The sequence below is a fragment of the Brevibacterium sp. 91QC2O2 genome, assembly GCF_024580695.1.
Classification (GTDB): domain Bacteria; phylum Actinomycetota; class Actinomycetes; order Actinomycetales; family Brevibacteriaceae; genus Brevibacterium; species Brevibacterium moorei.
The window spans coordinates 79,935-99,491 of record NZ_JANIJY010000005.1; the positions used below are offsets into that span (position 1 = coordinate 79,935).

General features: G+C 67.0%; 22 protein-coding genes. 3 read left to right on the forward strand and 19 right to left on the reverse strand.

All coding sequences use genetic code 11. From position 1 onward, the window contains the following. Positions 1-15: 15 nt before the first annotated feature. From NQ036_RS05770 to rpsB, 8 genes are all read right to left on the reverse strand, one after another. Positions 16-573 carry a DivIVA domain-containing protein gene (locus NQ036_RS05770; protein ID WP_257047429.1) on the reverse strand — a complete coding sequence of 186 codons (558 nt, stop codon included), beginning with the start codon at positions 571-573 and terminating at the stop codon, positions 16-18. 118 nt (positions 574-691) lie between these two features. After that, complete coding sequence (rlmN, locus tag NQ036_RS05775) at positions 692-2,053, reverse strand: 23S rRNA (adenine(2503)-C(2))-methyltransferase RlmN (protein ID WP_257047428.1); 1,362 nt, start codon at positions 2,051-2,053, stop codon at positions 692-694. A 112-nt stretch (positions 2,054-2,165) separates the two neighbouring features. Beyond that, positions 2,166-3,536 (reverse strand): FAD-binding oxidoreductase, encoded by a 1,371-nt coding sequence (locus tag NQ036_RS05780; protein ID WP_257057640.1) that lies wholly within the window; start codon positions 3,534-3,536, stop codon positions 2,166-2,168. A gap of 43 nt (positions 3,537-3,579) precedes the next feature. Beyond that, on the reverse strand, positions 3,580-4,500 hold the full coding sequence (locus tag NQ036_RS05785) for a phosphatidate cytidylyltransferase (RefSeq protein WP_257047425.1): 921 nt from the start codon (positions 4,498-4,500) through the stop codon (positions 3,580-3,582). A gap of 3 nt (positions 4,501-4,503) precedes the next feature. Continuing rightward, on the reverse strand, positions 4,504-5,061 hold the full coding sequence (gene frr / locus NQ036_RS05790; RefSeq protein ID WP_257047424.1) for a ribosome recycling factor: 558 nt from the start codon (positions 5,059-5,061) through the stop codon (positions 4,504-4,506). A gap of 151 nt (positions 5,062-5,212) precedes the next feature. Beyond that, a complete protein-coding gene (pyrH, locus tag NQ036_RS05795) occupies positions 5,213-5,965 on the reverse strand; it encodes a UMP kinase (protein ID WP_257047423.1) in 753 nt (250 codons plus the stop codon). 159 nt (positions 5,966-6,124) lie between these two features. Further along, complete coding sequence (gene tsf, locus NQ036_RS05800; protein ID WP_257047422.1) at positions 6,125-6,952, reverse strand: translation elongation factor Ts; 828 nt, start codon at positions 6,950-6,952, stop codon at positions 6,125-6,127. Between the two features lie 14 nt (positions 6,953-6,966). After that, positions 6,967-7,824 carry a 30S ribosomal protein S2 gene (gene rpsB, locus NQ036_RS05805; protein ID WP_257057642.1) on the reverse strand — a complete coding sequence of 286 codons (858 nt, stop codon included), beginning with the start codon at positions 7,822-7,824 and terminating at the stop codon, positions 6,967-6,969. Positions 7,825-8,320: 496 nt separating this feature from the next. On the opposite strand from rpsB, the gene NQ036_RS05810 reads away from it, so the two are divergent. From NQ036_RS05810 to NQ036_RS05820, 3 genes are all read left to right on the forward strand, one after another. Continuing rightward, entirely contained in the window at positions 8,321-9,301 is a 981-nt protein-coding gene (locus NQ036_RS05810) for a D-alanyl-D-alanine carboxypeptidase family protein (protein ID WP_257057644.1), read from the forward strand. A 203-nt stretch (positions 9,302-9,504) separates the two neighbouring features. Further along, the gene (locus NQ036_RS05815) at positions 9,505-10,668 is read left to right on the forward strand and encodes an inorganic phosphate transporter (RefSeq protein ID WP_257057647.1); all 1,164 of its coding nucleotides are present in this window, start codon (positions 9,505-9,507) and stop codon (positions 10,666-10,668) included. Next, on the forward strand, positions 10,665-10,904 hold the full coding sequence (locus NQ036_RS05820) for a hypothetical protein (RefSeq protein WP_257047417.1): 240 nt from the start codon (positions 10,665-10,667) through the stop codon (positions 10,902-10,904). The genes NQ036_RS05815 and NQ036_RS05820 overlap by 4 nt, the downstream gene beginning before the upstream one ends. Positions 10,905-11,035: 131 nt before the next feature. Here NQ036_RS05820 and NQ036_RS05825 read toward each other — a convergent pair whose 3' ends face one another. The 11 genes from NQ036_RS05825 to NQ036_RS05875 all read right to left on the reverse strand — a co-directional run bounded on the left by NQ036_RS05825 (position 11,036) and on the right by NQ036_RS05875 (position 19,536). Then, the gene (locus tag NQ036_RS05825; RefSeq protein ID WP_257057649.1) at positions 11,036-12,085 is read right to left on the reverse strand and encodes a tyrosine recombinase XerC; all 1,050 of its coding nucleotides are present in this window, start codon (positions 12,083-12,085) and stop codon (positions 11,036-11,038) included. A gap of 31 nt (positions 12,086-12,116) precedes the next feature. Beyond that, positions 12,117-13,361, reverse strand: coding sequence for a DNA-processing protein DprA (locus tag NQ036_RS05830; RefSeq protein ID WP_257057651.1), 1,245 nt, complete (start codon positions 13,359-13,361; stop codon positions 12,117-12,119). After that, positions 13,358-14,890 (reverse strand): YifB family Mg chelatase-like AAA ATPase, encoded by a 1,533-nt coding sequence (locus NQ036_RS05835; protein WP_257057653.1) that lies wholly within the window; start codon positions 14,888-14,890, stop codon positions 13,358-13,360. Before NQ036_RS05835 ends, NQ036_RS05830 begins: the two co-directional genes overlap by 4 nt. After that, a complete protein-coding gene (locus NQ036_RS05840; RefSeq protein ID WP_257047413.1) occupies positions 14,887-15,237 on the reverse strand; it encodes a YraN family protein in 351 nt (116 codons plus the stop codon). Before NQ036_RS05840 ends, NQ036_RS05835 begins: the two co-directional genes overlap by 4 nt. A 320-nt stretch (positions 15,238-15,557) precedes the next feature. Beyond that, the gene (locus NQ036_RS05845) at positions 15,558-15,872 is read right to left on the reverse strand and encodes a DUF2469 domain-containing protein (RefSeq protein WP_257047412.1); all 315 of its coding nucleotides are present in this window, start codon (positions 15,870-15,872) and stop codon (positions 15,558-15,560) included. 46 nt (positions 15,873-15,918) lie between these two features. Then, the gene (locus NQ036_RS05850; RefSeq protein WP_257057655.1) at positions 15,919-16,611 is read right to left on the reverse strand and encodes a ribonuclease HII; all 693 of its coding nucleotides are present in this window, start codon (positions 16,609-16,611) and stop codon (positions 15,919-15,921) included. Then, positions 16,608-17,435 (reverse strand): signal peptidase I, encoded by an 828-nt coding sequence (gene lepB / locus NQ036_RS05855; protein WP_257047409.1) that lies wholly within the window; start codon positions 17,433-17,435, stop codon positions 16,608-16,610. The genes NQ036_RS05850 and lepB (NQ036_RS05855) overlap by 4 nt, the downstream gene beginning before the upstream one ends. Before the next feature lie 89 nt (positions 17,436-17,524). After that, positions 17,525-17,860: a hypothetical protein gene (locus NQ036_RS05860; RefSeq protein WP_257057657.1), complete on the reverse strand. Its 336-nt coding sequence runs from the start codon at positions 17,858-17,860 to the stop codon at positions 17,525-17,527. Positions 17,861-18,057: 197 nt separating this feature from the next. Continuing rightward, entirely contained in the window at positions 18,058-18,645 is a 588-nt protein-coding gene (gene lepB, locus NQ036_RS05865) for a signal peptidase I (RefSeq protein WP_257057659.1), read from the reverse strand. A 20-nt stretch (positions 18,646-18,665) separates the two neighbouring features. Continuing rightward, entirely contained in the window at positions 18,666-19,007 is a 342-nt protein-coding gene (gene rplS / locus NQ036_RS05870) for a 50S ribosomal protein L19 (protein ID WP_257047405.1), read from the reverse strand. Positions 19,008-19,335: 328 nt separating this feature from the next. Continuing rightward, positions 19,336-19,536, reverse strand: a complete 201-nt coding sequence (locus NQ036_RS05875; protein ID WP_257057661.1) for a hypothetical protein — start codon at positions 19,534-19,536, stop codon at positions 19,336-19,338. Between the last annotated feature and the right edge of the window lie 21 nt (positions 19,537-19,557).

Here is a 19,557-nt window from a genome sequence, read left to right on the forward strand (position 1 = left end):
CGTGTTCGGGACCTCTCAGTCGACGCTGGCCATGACCTCGACGACGCGGTCGATGAACGCGTCGACCTGGTCCTCGTTGTACGCCTTGTGCCCACGGCGGGTCTTGAACAGCACCCTGCGGACCTCGTCGACGCTCATCGGGACACCGTCGGAGAGGTAGGCCCGGATCTTGTCGCACAGCGCGTCGACCTCGGTCAGGTCGTAGCCGATCCGGCCCGGTTCAGCCTGATCGAAGCGCTCCCCATAAGGCCGCTGCAGGCGTCCCCGCAGGCTGCCGGCAGCGCGCGTGAGCTCATTGACCCAGGCATTCTGCCCGGCGCCCGCGATCAGCTGTTCCTGGGCGCGCTTGGCGAAGGCGTCCTCCAAACGGTCCAGAGCGGCGTCGACCACGCCCACGTGGTAGCCCTTGCGGACAAGGTCGAATCCGACGGTGCGCACGGCGCGAGCGTCCAGATCGCCTGGCAGCGTCGTGGAGCGTTCGAAGGATTCACGCGCCCGCTTGAAGAAGCTGTCGACCTGTGCAGGATCGTAGCCGCTCTTCCAGCCCGTCATGCGCGGGAAGTTCGTTTCCATTCCGCCCTTTCCTCCGCCCGGGGTAGTGCCGGGAACCACACCCGGGAGATCCCGGGAAGACACATCTTCTGTAGATCTTAGCGGGTGTGGCGCTCCCGTGATTCCCAGGAAGCCGAACTCATTCCGCGGCGGCCAGCTGTCCGCACGCCCCGTCGATGTCCTTGCCCCTGGTGTCGCGGATCGTCGTCGGCACACCATTGGCCACCAGGCGGTCGACGAATTCCTGCGCCACGGCCGGGTCGCTGGCCGTCCACACCGAACCGGGGGTCGGGTTGAGCGGGATCGGATTGACGTGCACCCAGCCGCGGCCGCGCGCATTGAGCTTCTTGGCCAGCAGTTCGGCACGCCACGCGTGATCGTTCATGTCCTTGATCAGCGCGTACTCGATGCTCACGCGCCGTCCCGTGGTCTTGTAGTAGTTGTAGGCAGCGTCGATCGCCTCGTCGGCCTTCCAACGCGTATTGACCGGGATCATCTCGTCGCGCAGTTCGTCGTCCGGCGCGTGCAGGCTCAGCGCGAAGGTCACCGGAATGTCCTCGGCGGCCAGCTTGTTGATCGCCGGGACCAGGCCCACCGTCGACACCGTGATCCGGCGCGCGCTCATGCCCAGGCCGTTCGGCTGCGGATCGGTGAACCGGCGTACCGCGTTCATCACGCGCTTGTAGTTGGCCAGCGGCTCGCCCATGCCCATGAAGACGATGTTCGTCACGCGTTCGGGACCGGAGTGCGCAGGGGCCTGCCCCGTGCCATGGGCCGCGGCCGAGGCGTAACCCGCCTTGGCCACGCCCGTCGAGTGGCTGCCGGGCCGACCGGCGCGGTCGGTCTCGTCCTCATCGGACTCGCCCCCGACCTCGGCGGCTGCATGGCCCAGGAAGTCCAGGTCCTCCGGCGCGTCCTGCGCGAGTTCGCCCGCGGCGATGACCTGATTGGCCCGCACCACCTGTTCGACGATCTCGGCGGTGGACATATTGCGGGTCAGGCCCTGCTGGCCGGTGGCACAGAAGGGACAGTTCATCCCGCAGCCGCACTGGCTGGACACGCACAGAGTGATGCGGTTGCGATAGCGCATCAGCACCGATTCGACCAGGGCGCCGTCGAACAACCGCCACAGGAACTTGATGGTGTCCCCGTTCGCGGTCTTCAGCCGCCGCACCTCGTTCAGCAGCGGCGGGAAGAAGCGCTGCGCCAACTCATCCCGCTTGCCCTGCGGCAGATCCGTCATCGCCTGGGGATCCGTCGTATTGTGCACGAAATAGTGCGTGGAGAGCTGCTTGGCCCGGAAACCGGGCAGGCCCATCTCCTTGACCGCCGCGATGCGTTCGTCCATCGTCATATCGGCCAGGTGCTGCGGGGGCTGCTTGACCCTGGGGGACTTGAAGTTCAGCAGCGGCCGCCCGCCGCGGGTGGGTGTGCGCGAGGTGGTCCCGTCCTCGTGTTCGACGACGGGACGGACCTGCCTGCGTGGTTTGAAATCAGCCATAACCTGTCAATTCAACCACGCCGGACCCACGCTTAGGACAGGCTGCGTGAGCAATCGCACCACAACCCGCCCGCGCCACATCCGCTCGCGTGGCATTCGGGCGGACAGTGCCTCAGGAGAACACCTTGCCCGGGTTCATGATGTTGTGCGGGTCCAGTGCCCGCTTCACCGCCCTGTGCATCGCAATCACCTCGGCGCTGAGCTCGCGGGACAGTCCGCCCATCTTCAGCAGGCCGATCCCGTGTTCACCGGAGACCGTGCCCCCGGCGTCCAGCGCCGCCTGCAGGATCTCCTCGAAGGCCTGCTGCGCGCGCACCCGTGCCGCATCGTCGCCGGCGGGCACGACCAACAGCGGGTGCAGATTTCCATCACCGGCGTGTGCGATCTGCGCCAGTTGCACCTGGTTGCGCTCGCCGATCTCCTGGATCCGGGCCAACACCTCGGGCACCTTGGACCGGGCGACCACGACGTCCTCCGTGAGCACCGGGCCCAGCCGTTCCAGAGCCGGATAGGCCAGGCGGCGGGCGGCGAAGAAGGCATCGGCCTCATCCTTGTCCTCGCTGATGGCGGCCATCGTGGCGCCGGCCGATTCGAATGCGGCGACGATCTTCTCCGCCTCGGCGCGGCCGGCCTCTCCCGGGAGGTCGCTCGATGCCAGCAGCACGACCTCGGCGTCGGCCGACAGCCCCATGTTCTTCCAGTCGTCCACCGCCTTCAAGCAGTACTTGTCGACCAGCTCCAGCGCCGCGGGGATGACTCCCGCGGCGGTCACATTGGCCACGCCCTGGCCGGCGTCGACCAGGCTGTCGAAGTAGCCGATGATCGCACGGGTCTCCGTGGGCAGCGGTACCAGACGGACCTTGATCTCGACGATCACGCCCAGGGTGCCCTCGGAGCCGGTGTAGAGGCCGCGGAAATCGTAGCCGGCGACGTCCTTCGCGGTGCGCTTGCCCACCCGGACGAGTTCGCCCAGGCCGTTGACCAGTTCGAGTTCGAGCACGTATTCGCTCGTCACCCCGTACTTCACGCAGCACAGCCCGCCGGCATTGGTCGAGACGTTTCCGCCGATCGAGGACCACGGCGCGCTGGCGGGATCCGGCGGGTACCACAGACCGTCATCGGCCACACGCGCCCGCAGATTGTCGTTGACCACCCCCGGCTGCACGGTGGCCGTGCGCTCCACCGGATCCACGTCCAGGATCGTCTGCATCCGGTCGAAGGAGATGACCAGGCAACCGGCGATCGCATTGGCGCCACCGGACAGACCGGTCCCGGAACCGCGTGGGACGATCGGCACGGAGTGCTCGATGCACCAATTCACGGCCGCCACGACCTGCTGCTTGTCGTGTGGGCGCAGCACCGCCAGCGCGGTCTCATAGGGGGCCCATTCCGCATCGTCGTGCAAGAACCGGTCCATCACATCGGGATCCGTGATGAGGCACTGGGGCCCCACCAGGTCCGCCAGGGTTGAGATATCAGGCATGCCACATTCCTATCATGTGTGGGCTAGGCGGCAGTGCCGGGTTTCAGCCGTTGAGGAACCCGGGCAGGAAGCTGAACAGCGCCAGGGCCACCGGTGCCGTCGGGAGGATCGAATCGAGCCGGTCCATCACCCCGCCGTGCCCGGGCAGCAGCGTGCCCATGTCCTTGAGGCCCAGATCGCGTTTGATCATCGATTCGGAGAAGTCGCCCAGGGTCGCGAAGGCGGGCACCACCAGGCCCAGCACCAGGCCGGTCCACCAGGGCGCCTGCACCAGGAGGACGGCCAGGCAGATGCCCACTCCCACCGCGAACACGGTGGAGCCCAGGTAGCCCTCCCAGGACTTCTTCGGCGAGATCGACGGAGCGATCGGGTGGCGCCCCATCAGGACGCCGAAGACGTATCCGCCGGTATCGGAGGACACGCACAGTGCCAGGAAGGTCGCCACCATCGCATTGCCGTGGTCCTGTGCGAGCAGGTAGACGACGAATGAGGCCATCAGGCCCACATAGGTCAGCGCGAACAGGTTGAGGCAGAAGTCCTTGACCGGGTTGGCGCAGTTGCGGACCAGGATGATCCACATGATGAGCCCCGAGCCGACGGTGAATACCGCCCACAGTGCCTCCCGTCCGCCGAAGTAGGCGGCGAGCACCATGAGCACGCCCACGCCGATGGTGGGCCAGCGCAGCACCTGGGAACCCGACTTGCTCAACGCGTCGGAGAGCTCCCAGAGGCTAGCGCCCACCCCGATGACGACGACGATGAGGAACAGCGGCGGCCAGATGACCAGGCTGAGGATGACGATCCCGCCGAGCACCACGCCCACGCCGATCGCCGCGGGCAGATTGCGCCCGGCCTTGCCGTAGTCCTTCGCCTCGGGGGGTTCGACGAGGGGATGTTCCGCGGTTCTGGTGTCCTCCGGGTCGAATCCCGGGGGCACCTGCGCCGCCGCTCCGTCTTGGGACACCGCTCAGACCTCGAGCAGTTCCTTTTCCTTTGCGGCCAACAGCTTGTCGACCGCCTCGACCTTCTGCTTGGTCAGGTCCTCGAGCTCGGAGACGGCGCGGTGCAGGTCGTCTTCACCGAACTCGCCGTCCTTCTGGGCCTTCTCCAGGGTTTCCTTGGCCTTGCGGCGAACGTTGCGGATGGCGACCTTGCCGTCTTCGGCATCGCCCTTGACGATCTTGACGTATTCCTTGCGGCGCTCCTCGGTGAGCTCCGGCAGGACGATGCGGATGATGTTTCCGTCGTTGGCGGGGTTGGCGCCCAGATCCGAGTTGCGCAGGGCGGTTTCGATATTGCCCAGCGCGGTGCGGTCGAAGGGGGTGATGAGAATGGTCCTGGCCTCAGGCACCTGGAAGGACGCCAGCTGCTGCAGCGGCGTGGGTGCGCCGTAGTAGTCCACGGGAAGTTCGGCGAACAGGCTGGGATTCGCCCGGCCGGTGCGAACGTTCGCGAAAGCGTCCTTCGTCGCGTCGATCGAGCTGTCCATCTTCGAGCCGGCTTCGGCCAGCGTTTCCTTGATCATGGAGGTTCTCTCTTCGTAGGGTTCTTCTCCCGGCCGGGCTGGGGCCCACGGGCGTTTGAAACCAGTGTAGTCGGTGCGCTCGTGCGCTTCAGGCGCGGCGTGGAGCACCCACCGGGCCGAGCGGCTCCGGTGGGTGCTGTGGGGGCAGGTGTCAGGCGGCGGTGACCGAGGTGCCGATCTGGGCACCGGCGATCGCGGCCTGCAGGTTGTCCGTGCCCTCCATGCCGAACACGCGCATCGGCAGGCGGTTGTCCATGCACAGGCTGAAGGCAGTCGAGTCGACGACCTTGAGACCGCGGGCCAGGGCATCCTGATAGGTGATGTGATCGATCTTGACCGCCGAGGCGTCCTTCTTCGGGTCCGCCGTGTACACGCCGTCCACACCGTTCTTGGCGATCAGCACCTCATCGGCGCGAATCTCCAGCGCGCGCTGGGCTGCGACGGTGTCGGTGGAGAAGTACGGCAGGCCGGCGCCGGCACCGAAGATGACGACGCGGTCCTTCTCCATGTGGCGGATGGCACGGCGCGGGATATAGGTCTCTGCGACCTGGGTCATCGGAATGGCCGACTGCACGCGGGTGTCGACGCCGGCCTGCTCCAGGAAATCCTGCAGGGCCAGGCAGTTCATCACGGTGCCCAGCATTCCCATGTAGTCGGCCCTGGTCCGGTCCATTCCGCGCTGCTGCAGTTCGGCACCGCGGAAGAAGTTGCCGCCACCGACCACGATGCTGATCTCCACTGCGGGCGAGGCCGCGGCGATCTGCCTGGCCACACCGGAGACGACGTCCGGATCGACGCCGACGTTTCCTCCGCCGAACACCTCACCGGAGAGCTTGAGCAGGACGCGCCGCTTGGAGGTGCGCAGCGGATCGTTGGCGTGAGCGGACACGGGCGTTTCGGACATAGGTTCCCTTTCGAACGGTGCAACCACGATTTTGACCATCGTACAGTTTAGCGCGCACGCCAGGCGGGCGCACAAAGGCCGAGGCCGCACCCCGGTGACATCACAGTGTCACTCGGGTGCGGCCTCGGCCTGCGCATCCTCCCGGTGGGAGGATGCGGATCAGTTGCCCACGCGGAAGCGCAGGAAACCGGTGGCCTTCAGGCCGGCGTCGGACAGGATCTTGCCGACGGAGACCTTCGGGTCCTTGGCGAAGCCCTGGTCCAGCAGAGCGTTCTCCTTGTAGAAGCCGTTGAGGCGGCCTTCGACGATCTTCGGCAGGGCGGCCTCGGGCTTGCCCTCGTTCTTCGTCAGTTCGGTCAGCACCTGGCGCTCGTGCTCGACGATCTCCGCGGGGATGTCCTCGCGGGAGAAGTACTTCGGCGTCAGAGCGGCGATGTGGACTGCCACATCGTGGGCCACGGCCTGGTCGTCGCCCTCGTAGGCCAGCAGCACGCCGACCTGCGGGGGCAGGTCCTTGTTGGTGCGGTGCAGGTAGGACTCGACGTGCTGGCCCTCGATGCGGGCCACGCGCTTGAGTTCGACCTTCTCGCCCAGCGAGGCGCCGCCTTCGGTGATGATCTGGGAGACGGGCTTGCCGTCGACCTCGACCGCCAGGAAGGATTCCGCGTCCGCGGCGTTGTTGGCAACGGCCAGGTCCAGGATCTGGTTTGCCAGTTCGATGAACTTATCGGACTTGGCGACGAAGTCGGTCTCCGAGTTGAACTCGATGATCGTGCCGACGCCGTTTTCGACGTGGGTGGCGATCAGGCCGTCGGAGGTCGAACGACCTTCGCGCTTGGTCGCGCCCTTGATGCCCTTGAGGCGCAGGGCCTCGGCCGCAGCGGCCTGGTCGCCATCGGCGGCGTCGAGGGCCTTCTTGACGTCGAGCATGCCGGCGCCGGTCTTCTCACGCAGCGCCTTGATGTCGGCTGCCGTGTAGTTAGCCATGGATTCTCCTCTTCTTACTTCTCAGCAGCGGCGTCTTCGGCCGGAGCCTCAGCAGCAGCCTCGGCGGCGGGAGCCTCCGTGGCGGGGGCTGCAGCGGCGGCATCCTTGCCCTCGAGGACCTCGCGCTCCCATTCGGGCAGCGGCTCGACGGCGGAGACGTTCTTCTCACCCTCATCGGCGGAGTGGCGCTTGATCAGACCCTCGGCGACGGCGTCGGCGACCACGCGGGTCAGCAGCTGCACGGAGCGGATCGAGTCGTCGTTGCCGGCGATCGGGTAGTCGACCTGGTCGGGGTCGCAGTTGGTGTCGAGGATCGCGATGACCGGGATGCCCAGCTTGCGGGCTTCGTCGACGGCCAGGTGTTCGCGGTTGGTGTCGACGATCCACAGCGCGGACGGGGTGCGCTGCATATCGCGGATGCCGCCCAGGGTGCGCTCGAGCTTGTCCTTCTCGCGGCGCAGGATGAGCAGTTCCTTCTTGGTGTGGCCGGAACCGGCGACATCGTCGAAGTCGATCTCTTCGAGTTCCTTCAGGCGACGCAGACGACCGGAGATCGTCTGGAAGTTCGTCAGCATGCCGCCGAGCCAGCGGTGGTTGACGTAGGGCTGGCCGACGCGCTTGGCCTGCTCTTCGATGGCTTCCTGCGCCTGCTTCTTGGTGCCGACGAACAGGATCGAGCCGCCGTGGGCGACGGTTTCGCGCACGAATTCGAAAGCGCGATCGATGTGGGTCAGCGTCTGCTGCAGATCCACGATGTAGATGCCGTTGCGCTCCGTGAAGATGAAGCGCTTCATCTTCGGGTTCCAACGACGGGTCTGGTGACCAAAGTGCACGCCGCTTTCCAGCAGCTGGCGAGTGGTGACGACGGCCATGCCGCACACCCCTTTCCTGGGCGCCCCAACCAGGGGCGCACTGTTGAGTCATGCTGCCGCGCACGGGCACGATGTGCCCGAAGGACCGCATGACGGATTCCGGTTGATTCCTGGTATCCGTCCGGATGCCGGCGACTCCCTGCCCGGCGCCTGGTTGTGACCATGCGCGCTTCGGGCTGTGGATTCGCACCGTCGGCATACTCGGATGCATCGGATACGCGAAGTCGAAAGGCGTCATAAGACACTTTCCGCTGTGGCGATTCTATCCCGGCCGGTCAACGAGCGACAAGCCGAATACCGCACCGACACCAGTGATTCAGGGCACATGGGTGAATGTGCACCGCGGGTCACCGCCCTGTGGACCGCGTGCCCACCGTGTGTTCATCGGACTGTGGACACGGTGCCGGCATCCACAGCTCCGCCTAGGGCTCTTCCCACAGTGCCCCGGACCGGCTGTGCTGGAGGCATCGAGAGCCGATGGACTCCAGGAGGAACGATGTCCACTCCCCCGCCCCGCGACACCTTGCTCATCGCCGTGTGCGCTGCCCTGATGACCGTCATGGCCAGCTTGGTGGCGCTGCCGGCCCGGGCCCAGGAGACGCCCAACTGGCTCAGCCCGGTGGCCGGTTTCACGATCAGCAGGGCCTTCGACAAACCCGCCCAGAACTGGAATTCCGGCCACCGGGGGATCGATGTGGCCGCCGGGTTCGGAGAGCCGGTGCGGGCCCCGGCCGATGCCACCGTGACCTTCGCAGGGTCGATCGCCGGCCAGGGATCGCTGACCCTGGACACCGGCGACTACACCGTCTCCTTCACCGGCGTCGCTCCCCGGGTGAAGAAGGACGCGACGGTGGCAATCGGAGATGCCATCGCCGAGGTCTCAGCACCCGGACACTGCGAGACCGGCTGCGTGCACATCGGAGTGTGGCGCAGTGGTGCGGCCAAGGACTATCTGAACCCTGCGGATTTCTTCGGCGCGGACTATTCCGTCCTCCTGGCCATGGCACAGGCACCCGATGAACTCCCCGCTCTGCCGGCCGGCGGGTCGGACTCCCGCTCGGGTGCGGGAGCCTGGGGCGGGCACTCGAATGGGCGCATCCCCGAAGTGGCGCTGTGCCCCATTGCGACCGCGCCCGGACACCGGCAGCGCTGCGATGCGGCCAGAGCATTCGACCTGCTCAGCGGAGCCTTCAAACAGCGCTTCGGCCACCACATCTCGGTCACCGACTCCTATCGCGACTATGCGACCCAGGTCAGCGTCAAGGCGCGCAAGGGGCGGATGGCCGCGACCCCCGGCCGCTCGAATCACGGCTGGGGCCTGGCAGTGGACCTGGGCAGCGGGATCAGTTCCTTCGGCAGCCCCCAGCACGAGTGGATGCGGCAGAACGCTCCCCGCTACGGCTGGATCCACCCCGCCTGGGCGCGCACCTCGGGAACACTTCCCGAACCGTGGCACTGGGAGTTCCGCGCCGGCTGAGTCGGTCCGAGCACCCGCGAATGCGTAATGCACATCACCGCATGGGACCTGCTTCACTGCGCGGCATGCACGGACGGTGACACCAAGGTGAACATCAGGTGAATTCGCCCGGGAGGGCCCGAATCGGCTTGGCACCAGGTGCCCGCAGGGCGTGAAAATGGACGAAGAACACCGTCAAGTCCGCCGAGTAGTTAAGGCCCCCTGTGTCCCTTACATTCACGCTCTTCATCGTCGTGGTCGTCGTGGTCGTGGCACTCGCCTTCGACTTCACGAACGGCTTCCACGATTCCGCGAACGCCATGGCGACTTCCGTCGCCACGGGCGCGTTCACCCCCAGGACCGCGGTGCTGGTGGCGGCCGTCCTCAACGTCATCGGCGCGTGCATGTCCACCGAGGTCGCCAAGACGATCTCCGGCGGACTGTTCGATGAGAATCTCGTGACGCCACAGTTGGTTCTGGCAGGGCTGGCCGGCGCCATCATCTGGAATCTCATCACCTGGTTGTTCGGGCTGCCGTCCTCTTCCTCCCACGCACTGTTCGGCGGTCTGATCGGCGCGGTCCTTTTCACCGCCGGAACCCAGGGCATCCACGCCGGGGTCGTCGTCTCGAAGATCCTGCTGCCGGCGCTCATCGCCCCCGTGGTCGCCGCCGTCGCCTCGGCGATCGCCACAAAGCTGACCTACAAGATCTCCAACCCCGACGACAAGTACTCACAGCGGCTCTTCCGCAACGGCCAGCGGGTCTCCGCCTCGCTCGTCGCCCTGGCACACGGAACCTCGGACGGCCAGAAGACGATGGGCGTCATCACCCTGGTGCTCATCGCCGCTGGGTTCCAGACCGGCGGGACCGGACCCCAGTGGTGGGTCATCATCTCCGCCGGGCTGGCGATCGGCCTTGGCACCTTCTCCGGAGGCTGGCGCATCATGCGCACCATGGGCAAGGGCCTGACCGATATCCAGACCCCGCAGGGCTTCGCAGCCGAAACCTCCTCGACCGTGGCGATCCTGGCCTCGAGCCACCTGGGCTTCGCCCTGTCCACCACCCATGTGTGCACGGGATCCGTCGTGGGCTCCGGCCTGGGCCGCGGCACCGCGGTCCGCTGGGGCACCTTCGGGAAGATGGCCCTGGCCTGGCTGATCACCCTGCCGGCCGCCGGCCTGGTGGGCGGCGTGACGGCGCTGATCGCCAATACGGGCGGTTACGCCGGACCACTGATCGTCCTGGCCCTCTTGGCAGCGGGCTCCCTGGCCATCATCATCCACGCATCGAAGACGAAGATCGATGCGAAGAACGTCAACGAAGCGCGGGACGTGGTCGTCATGGCCGGTCCCACGACCACACCGAAGACTCAGGAGGTTGCGGCATGAGCATCGATTGGATGTCCCTGGCCGTGGTCTGCGGCATCACGGTGGGCGCCACCGCCGTGATCGCCATCATCGTGGCCACCAGCGCCAAACTACTGGACCGTTCACATGTCCACGAGGTCAATTCCGGACCGTCCGCTCAGGCCAGCGCCGAACGAATCGGCGGCATGGTCCTCCTTGCCGTCGTCGGCCTCATGCTGTTGTTCGGACTGTGGCTGATCGTGCCCTACTTCCACTGATTTCTCCCCGAAACGCCTACTGTGGGCCATGAGCGATGAGCTCATGGCCCACAGTGCGTATATCGGCAGTGCTTCGGGCCCACTGTGTTGGCCGGCGCTGCCGCAGACCCGCGGTGCGTCTCGACGGCGCTTCAAGCCCTGGGGTGGGCCTGTTCGTAACCTTCGCGCAGCCGCCGCATGGAGACATGCGTGTAGATCTGGGTGGAGTTGAGGCTGGAATGGCCCAGGTATTCCTGCACCTGGCGGATGTCCGCCCCGTTCTCCACCATATGGGTGGCCGCGGAGTGCCGCAGCCCGTGCGGGGCCAGCTCCGGGGAGCCCGCCTGCCCGGCGGTCGCCGCATGGACGACCCTTCTGACCTGGCGCACATCGATCCGGCCCCCGCGGGCTCCCAGGAACAGCGCCTGGCCCGAACGCGGTCCGAGCAGTTCCGGCCGGCCCTGCGCCAGCCAGGCGTCCACCGCGGACTGGGCGGGCACACCGTAGGGCACCCGGCGTTCCTTGTTGCCCTTGCCCAATACCGTCACCATGCGGATCGAGTCATCGATCGCGTCCACGTCCAGGGCGGCGAGTTCGGACACGCGCATCCCCGTGGCGTAGAGGAGTTCGAGCATAGCGGCGTCGCGCAGCCGCTGGGCCCGCTCACGGGGTGTGGCATCCTGAGATGTGCTGTCCTGAGATGCGGCGTCCTGCAGCGGGGCGCCCGCTGGAACATCCTCCTGGGGTTCGGTGTCCTGCACGGGTGTGCGCTCCGGATGGGCCAGGGCCTCCGCCCGGTCGAGCACTCCGGCGGCCTGCTCCTGCTTGAGTACCGCGGGCAGGCGCGAGGCCCGTTTGGGGCTGACGAGGCGGGCTGCCGGATTCCCCCGGGTCAGGCCCTGCCGCTGACAGTAGGCGCCGAAGGCCCGCAGTCCCGCGATGTGCCTGGCCACCGTGCCCGCCGCCCGGTTGCGATTGTGCATGTCCCACAGCCAGCCGCGCAGATTGCCCAACTCCACCTGGTCCAGGGCCGGGGGCTCTCCCCCGGAGTCCGCCAGCAGGAAGTCGAAGAAGCCGCGAACATCGGCACTGTAACTGCGCACAGTGTGCTGCGAGGCCGCGCGTTGGATGCGCAGGTCGTCCAGGAAACCCTCGAGTGCCCGCTGGTATTCGGACGGGTAGGGGGAAGCTGCTTCGTCCATGCGCCAAGTCTAGATCCCCTGCGCGCTCCGGTCATCCGGTTCCGCGCACCTTGACCCAGCCGGCGGCCGAGTGTTCGGCGTGCCCGGTCAACTCCAGTTCGGCGAGCGCCGCCATCGCCTGCCGATGGGTGATCCCCGCCTTGACGGCCAGGACGGTCGGGTCGGCTCCCCCGCGCAACGGCAGGGCGCTGTAGAGCCGGAGCTGTTCGGGACTCATCCCGTCCGTGGGCCGGGTCAGGACCGGCTGGGCTGGTCCTTCCGTGTCCGCCAGCTCTCCGATCCCGCCCACCAGCTCGCGGACCTCTGCTGCGGTGCTGACCAATACGGCCTGGCCCTCGCGGATGATCTTGTGGCAGCCGGCGGATTCCCCATTGAAAACGGAACCGGGGAAGGCCCCCACCGGGCGCATCAGCCCACTGGCCTTGTTCGCGGTGCTGAAGGAGCCCGAGCGCCAGCCGGCCTCCATCACGATCGTCCCCAATGAGAGTGCTGCGATGATGCGGTTGCGGTCGAGGAAGCGGTGCCGCATGGCGGTGGCCCCAGGCGGGAGTTCGGTGACCACGGCGGAGCGTGCTGCGACCTCGTCGAGCAGCGCCGAGTTCTGTTTCGGATACCACTGGTCGATCCCGCAGGCCATGACCGCCACCGTGCTGGGGACGTCCGTTTCCGGTTCCGTGGCTGCGCGCGCAGCAGCGGCGTCGAGGGCCGCAGAGTGGGCTACGGCGTCGATGCCCAGCGCCCCGCCGGAGACGACCGTGTGCCCGTGGCCCACCAGATCCATGACCACGGTGCGGGTCAGGGCCAGGCCGTATTCGGTGGCCGCGCGGGTGCCGACGATGGCGATGGGGTCGACGAGGGCCCGGTTCAGGGGCAGTCCGCCGCGCACCCAGAGGCCCAGCGGTGCGAAGAGGCCCAGATCGTCCAGGGCGTGGGGCCATTCTGCGTCGCCGGGGATGACGAGGCGGGCCCGGCCGGTGCGCAGCAGTGCCGCGTCGTTGTCGAGGTTGACCAGCGGCAGCCGGGCATTCCAGGTCTCCCACTCATTGCGCAGGCGGACCCCATCCGGTTCCATCCCCTGTTCGGCCACGATTGCCTGCAGCGCGTCGATGGCGGTGTCACGTCCCCCGGTGATCAACTCGAGCGTGTCCTCTGCACCCAGCTGCAGGCAGGCGGCTTTGAGAGTGGGCCGACCGGGTTCGGTCAGGTGCATGAGCAGGGCCGTCGCCCGGCGCTGCTGCGGACTGCTCGTCTTCGCGTCCATGGTGTCGTGTGTCATCGCACATCCTTCATTCGCAGGGCGAAGGCCTGGAGGACGTGTTCCCGGCCCGGTCGATCGATTCCGTCGAGGTCCGCCAGGCTGGTCGCCACCCGGAGGATGCGGGTGAAGCCGCGGGCCGACAGCAGCCGGCGCTCCATCGCATCGTGCAATGGGGCCGTCTCCTTGCGCGTCAGGGCGAAGTGGTCGAGCAGGAAGGCCCCGTCGGCCTTCGCGTTGAGTTCCCAGGGCAGACCGGCATAGCGTTCCGTTTGGGCAGCTCTGGCCCGCTCCACCCGGGCCGCGACCGTCGCCGAGGTCTCCTGTGGGCGGCCACTGACCAAGTCGGCCGGCGCGACCGGCAGCATGTTGAGTTGGATGTCGATGCGGTCCAACAGGGGCTCGGAGAGTTTGCACCGGTATCGCTTGCGCTGCGCCGGAGTGCAGATGCACCGGTTTCCGGGGGCCCCGGAGGCCCCGCACGGGCAGGGGTTCGAGGCCATGATGAGTTGGAAGTCGCTGGGCATGCGCACCGAGCCCCAGGAGCGTTCGATATTGCAGTAGCCGTGTTCCAGGGGTTCGCGCAGGGATTCGAGGACGTCGCGCGAGAATTCCGGGACCTCGTCCATGAACAAGATGCCACGGTGTGCCCGGCCGATCACGCCCAGCCTGCCGTATTTGGAGGTGCCGATGAACGCGGCCCTGGTCGCCGAATGGTGTGGGGCCTCGAACGGCGCGACGACGCACAGGTGATTGCCCGGTTCGATCGCCCCGTCGGTCGAGCGCAGGGCGAGGACCTCCATGGCGGCCTCCGGGGTCAGTGGGGGCACGATGGACGGCAGACATTCGGCCAGCAGGGTCTTGCCTGCGCCCGGGCTGCCGGTCATGTACATGTGGTGGCCGCCGGCCGCGGCGACTTCCAGGGCGAAGCGGCCCTGGGCCTGGCCCTGGACTTCGGCCAGGTCGTGGGTGGTGCGGGGCAGCACCACCTGGGGGATGTCCATTTCCACCGCGGGCAGGCCGGTCTCGCGCACCCGGCCGCCCAGACTGTTGACGACCTGGGCCAGGTCGACGGCGCCCAGGACCCGCATGCCGGTGACCATGGAGGCCTCATCGAGGTTGGCCCGCGGCACGATCATCCGCTCGAAGCCCGCGGCCTGGGCCGCCATCACGGCCGGCAGCACCCCGGTGACAGGGTGCAGGCGGTTGTCCAGGCCGAGTTCCCCGTAGCACACGATGTCCTCGCATCCGCCTGGCACCAGGGTCTCCGCCGCCAGGATCGCCAGGGCGATGCCCAGGTCGAAGACCGTGCCCTCTTTGCGCAGGTTGCCCGGCGACAGGCTCACGGTGATGCGCTGCTGGGACAGGGTCACGCCCATATTGCTGATCGCCGCGCGTACCCGCTTCTTCGATTCGCTCACGGCGGCGTCCGGCAGGCCCACGATGTCGATTCCCGGTAGGCCGGAGTTGAAGCTCGCCTCGATGGCCACGGTCTTGCCCGTCATGCCCAGGACCGCCACAGCGGCGCTGCGGCCCACCCGCCCGGTCATTGCGCGGCCTCGACGTGGGTGATCAGCGGATCGCCGGGACCCAGCACGATGCCGATCGCATCGATCCGGATCTGGGGCTCCCAGGTCCGGTGTTCGCTCAGCCAGGCGCCGGCCAGTCGGCGCAGCCGTTGCAGCTTGGAGTAGCCGATCGCCTCCAGGGGGTGGCCGGAGCGCACCGAGGTGCGGGTCTTGACCTCGACGAAAACCAGGGTGCGTCCCTCGCGGGCCACGATGTCGATTTCGCCTAAGCGGCAGCGCCAGTTGCGCTGCACGATCTCCCAGCCCTTGGCCTCGAGGAAGGCCGTGGCCAGGTCCTCCCCCGTACGTCCCACCGTCTGATTCGTCATGGCCCCAGGGTGCAGGGACCGGTTCGCTCCGGCCAGGGGTCATGCGTCCCCTGTGGACGATGCACGGGGTTCCACAGGGCCGAGGACGCACGGTGGGACGCTCGTGCAGTTGACTCTGGTGCGGCACATTTGCGGGCAGATCGTGCCGAATAGGGCTGTGACCAGTCCGGCATCGGGCCGTCCACCGGCCGGTGACGCCGCGGTCGCCCGGCGTCCACAGGTCGATGATGCACCGATCGCCGGAGCCCAGTCGGTGTGGTGGAGCCCGGCCGGTGCGGTGGAGCCCGGCGTGCCGAGACACCAGGCGAGTTCACGGAGGTTCAGCGCAGGGCGCTGGGCGGCTCCAAGTCCGATTTGGCGATCTCTTCGACGTTGACGTCCTTGAACGTGAAGACGTGGACCTGCTTGACGAAGCGGGCTGAGCGGAACGTGTCCCAGACCCAGGCGTCGCCCAGGCTCAGTTCGAAGTACACGTCATCGGATTCGTGATGCGCCTTGAGGTCGACGGAATTGCACAGGTAGAACCGGCGTTCGGTTTCCACGACATAGGTGAACAACGGCAGGATGTCGCGGTACTCCCGGTACAGCGACATCTCCATATCGGCTTCGAAATCGTCGAGGTCCTCTGCACTCATGGCGCCATCCTAATCGATCGGTAGTAGCCGGGTCCGCCCGGCGCGCTCAGCGCAGTTTGAAGGACCGCCGGTGGTGGGAGGTGATGCCCAGCTGTGCGACGGCGGCCTTGTGCGCCGGGCTCGGGTAGCCGGCATTGGATTCCCATCCATAGCCGGGGAAATCCACGGCCAGGGCGTGCATGAGCTCATCGCGGGCCACCTTGGCGACCACACTGGCCGCGGCGATCGTGACATAGGTGCCATCGCCCTTGACGAAGGTGCGCACCGGCGGGACCGGGACCTCGGCCGAGGGTCCGAAGACCGCCGCCGCATCCAGGGTCAGGTTCTGCGAGAGCCAGTCGAAGCTCCCGTCGAGGAGCACCAGGTCCGCCGGCGCCAGCTGGGACAGTGCCCGGCGGCCGGCCAGGCACAGGGCCAGGCTGATGCCGAGCGCGTCGATCTCCGCCGGCTGGGCAAAGGCCACTGCGGTGTGCGGGTTCCAGCCGGCGATGGCCTCGACCATGCTGGTGCGCGCCGTGGCGCTGAGTTTCTTCGAGTCGTCCAGGCCGGCGGGGATTCGGGACTCCGGAGCCTCGCCTGCCAACAGGGTGGGTAAATCGAACCGGGCCGCACCGGCCCCGACGGGCCCGGCGATGCAACCGCGGCCCACCTCGTCCATGCCGATGACGGACTCGATTCCGGACGCCAGCAGTTCGCGTTCCAGGGTCAGGTCGGTCAGCCCCCGATGCGTCCGCCTCATCGATTCGTCGCCATCGTGTCGGACAGCGTGGGCGCCGAACTGGACTTACCGGTGTCTCTCAGTCCACCGGCGTCGCCGTCGCCACCGGCCGGGTCCTCCCCCGGGTCCGTGTCCGGTACCTTGGCGAAGACCTCGCTGGGGTTGCGCAGGATGCGCATCCGGTTCGAGGGCCAGTTGATGGCGAAGGCCTGGCCGACGATATTGTCCTCCGGCACGAAGGGCCCGCCGGCCGATTCCTGGTTGTAGCGCGAGTCGGCCGAGTTCGAGCGGTTGTCGCCCATCACCCAGTAGTGTCCGGCCGGGACACGGACGTTGAAGGCCATGGAGGACGGTTCGATGCCCGAGGACAGGTAGGTTTCGTCGATCGGCTGGCCGTTGACGGTGATGCGGCTCTGCTCATCGCAGCACACCACGTGGTCGCCGCCCACACCGATCACGCGTTTGATCAGCTGTTGGCCGGCATCGGCGGGGACCAGGCCGATGAATTCGAGGACGGGATTGGGCTTGTACTCGTCGATCGTCGACTGTCCCAGCCAGCCGCCCGGATCGTCGAAGACGACGATGTCCCCGCGCTTGGGGTGGTTCCACGGCAGTTGGTTGACCAGGATGTGGTCGTGCACTTGGAGGGTGTCCTCCATGGACTCCGAGGGGATGAAGAAGGACCGCATAACCCAGGTCTTGATCCCCGTGGACAGCAGGAGGGCGATGATGAGGATGATGACGACCTCGCGTACGCCACCCCAGAATTTCTGTGCCGGGGTCTTCGGCTGTCTCGCTTGGTCTTTTCGCCCGCGCGCCGCGGGTACCTGACTGGCTGAACTCACAACTGAGAAGTCTACCGGTGTCGGAATGTGTGGGGCCTGTGTCCCGGCCGGGGGCACGGGCCAGATTCATGGGTGATCTCGCCCGGCCCTCAGGGTTTGAGCTCCGGATCGTCCAACTTCTCCACGCTTCGCTTTCCGACCGGCCGTTCGGTGGTCACGATGATGGTGGACTCCGCACCTTCGGCAGTACACGCCTCCGGGGCAGCGGGCAGGGCTCCTTCGATCAGCGCGATGCTGATGGTTTGGGCCGACTCCCTTAAGACAGTCCGGTAGCCAAAGCACTCGGATGTGCCGGAGATGAACGACAGTTCGATACGGTGTGCGTCGAGTATCTTGAGCCCCGACCAATCGATGGTGTGCTCCGAATGCAGGTCGTCGTGCTGTTCCTCCGGGGCAGGACTGGGCCCCGGTGCATCGGCTGTCACGTGCTGAGAAGAGCTACCCGAGGACTGCGCCGAGGCACACGATGCCAGGAGGAGCAGTGGCAGCACAAGGCAGATACGCAACAGTGGCTTTTTCCCCAACATCACCCCATTCAACCTTCCCCGATCACCATCCGCAATGGCGAGCAGACCAGGAGAACCGTCCCGGAACGTACCGGCAAGCCACAGCGCCCACACCCTCAGTGCCCGATAACGGTTCCCAGCACGGTGCGCTGATCGATCATCCCGCCGCCCGGCGAGCCCAACAGGGCTCGGGAGTCGGTCGAATCGTCGCGGTTGTCCCCCATCAGCCAGATCCGCCCGGCGGGGACCTCGACGTCGAAGGTCTGCTTCGAGGCCTTCTGAGCCAGGGTCACATAGGGTTCGTCGACGGCTTTCCCGTTGATCTTCAGACGCCCATCCGGGCTGCAGCAGGTCACCCGGTCCCCGGCGACGCCGATCACCCGTTTCACGTAGAACACGTCACGGGGGCCCAGGCCGAACCAGCCGGCTACCTGGTGTGGCAGATCGGGCCGGTGGGCTGCGATGAAGGAACCCCTGCCGTCGATGACGACTAGATCGCCGCGCTCGACGGTGTGGGCCAGGTCCGCCGGGCGCCACACCCAGACTCGTTGGCCCGCGTGCAGGGTCGGTTCCATCGAGGCGGTGGGCACCGTGAACGTCTGGACGACGAAAGCGCGCAGGGCGCCGGCCAGCAGCAGTGCGGCGACGATCAGGCCCAGCCCGGATAGCACAAGGGTGCGCGCCCGTGACGGACGCGCACCCAAGTGGTGTGAGGAAGAGCGGATCAGCGCTTTTCCTTGATGCGGGCTGCCTTGCCGCGCAGGTCGCGCAGGTAGTACAGCTTCGCACGACGCACGTCACCGCGCGTGAGAACCGCGATCTTCTCGACCGTCGGGGCATGCACCGGGAAGGTACGCTCCACACCGACGCCGAAGCTGATCTTGCGGACCGTGAAGGTTTCGCGCACGCCTTCGCCCTGACGGCGGATGACGATGCCCTTGAACTTCTGGATACGCGAGCGGTTACCTTCGATAACGCGCACATCGAGTTCGACGGTGTCGCCGGCGCGGAAGGCCGGGACGTCCTGCTTCATCGACTTGGCGTCGAGGAAATCAAGCTTCTGCATGTTTCTTCTCCTGTTGTCATGCCCCGGATCACTTCAACATCAATCAGGCTCCGCACACCGGTCACCCGGGCGCGAAAGGGTGTGATTCGTCCGCCGAGCCGGACGCCGAGGTCCCCTTGCGGGGATTCCGGTGGTCCGTCCCTGAACCGGGCCGAGGCCCCACTCATCCGAGCGGGCCCGGCACCGTAGGCTTCCGGCCCTCCGAGGCAGGCCGAACGCCAACAAACGCAATAGACAACTCTAGCCCAGCACCCGCACCCACTCAAGTGAGGTGAGACGCTTCACAGGGCCTGGTCGAGGACCTGAGCTACGCGGACCCGGCCGAGCTCTACGCCGGACCGTGTTCCCCAGCATTGGAACCGGTGCGCGCGATCCGGTTCCACAAGAACACCACATTCACCAGTCCGATGACGGACACCGCCGTCAGCACCGTCTGCACCCAGCCCCACGGGCCACCCAGAATCGGACCGATCACCTGGCCGAGGAGGACCAGCGAGAACGTCACTCCCAACAGGATTCGCAGAACCATGAACAATCACCACTGATCATT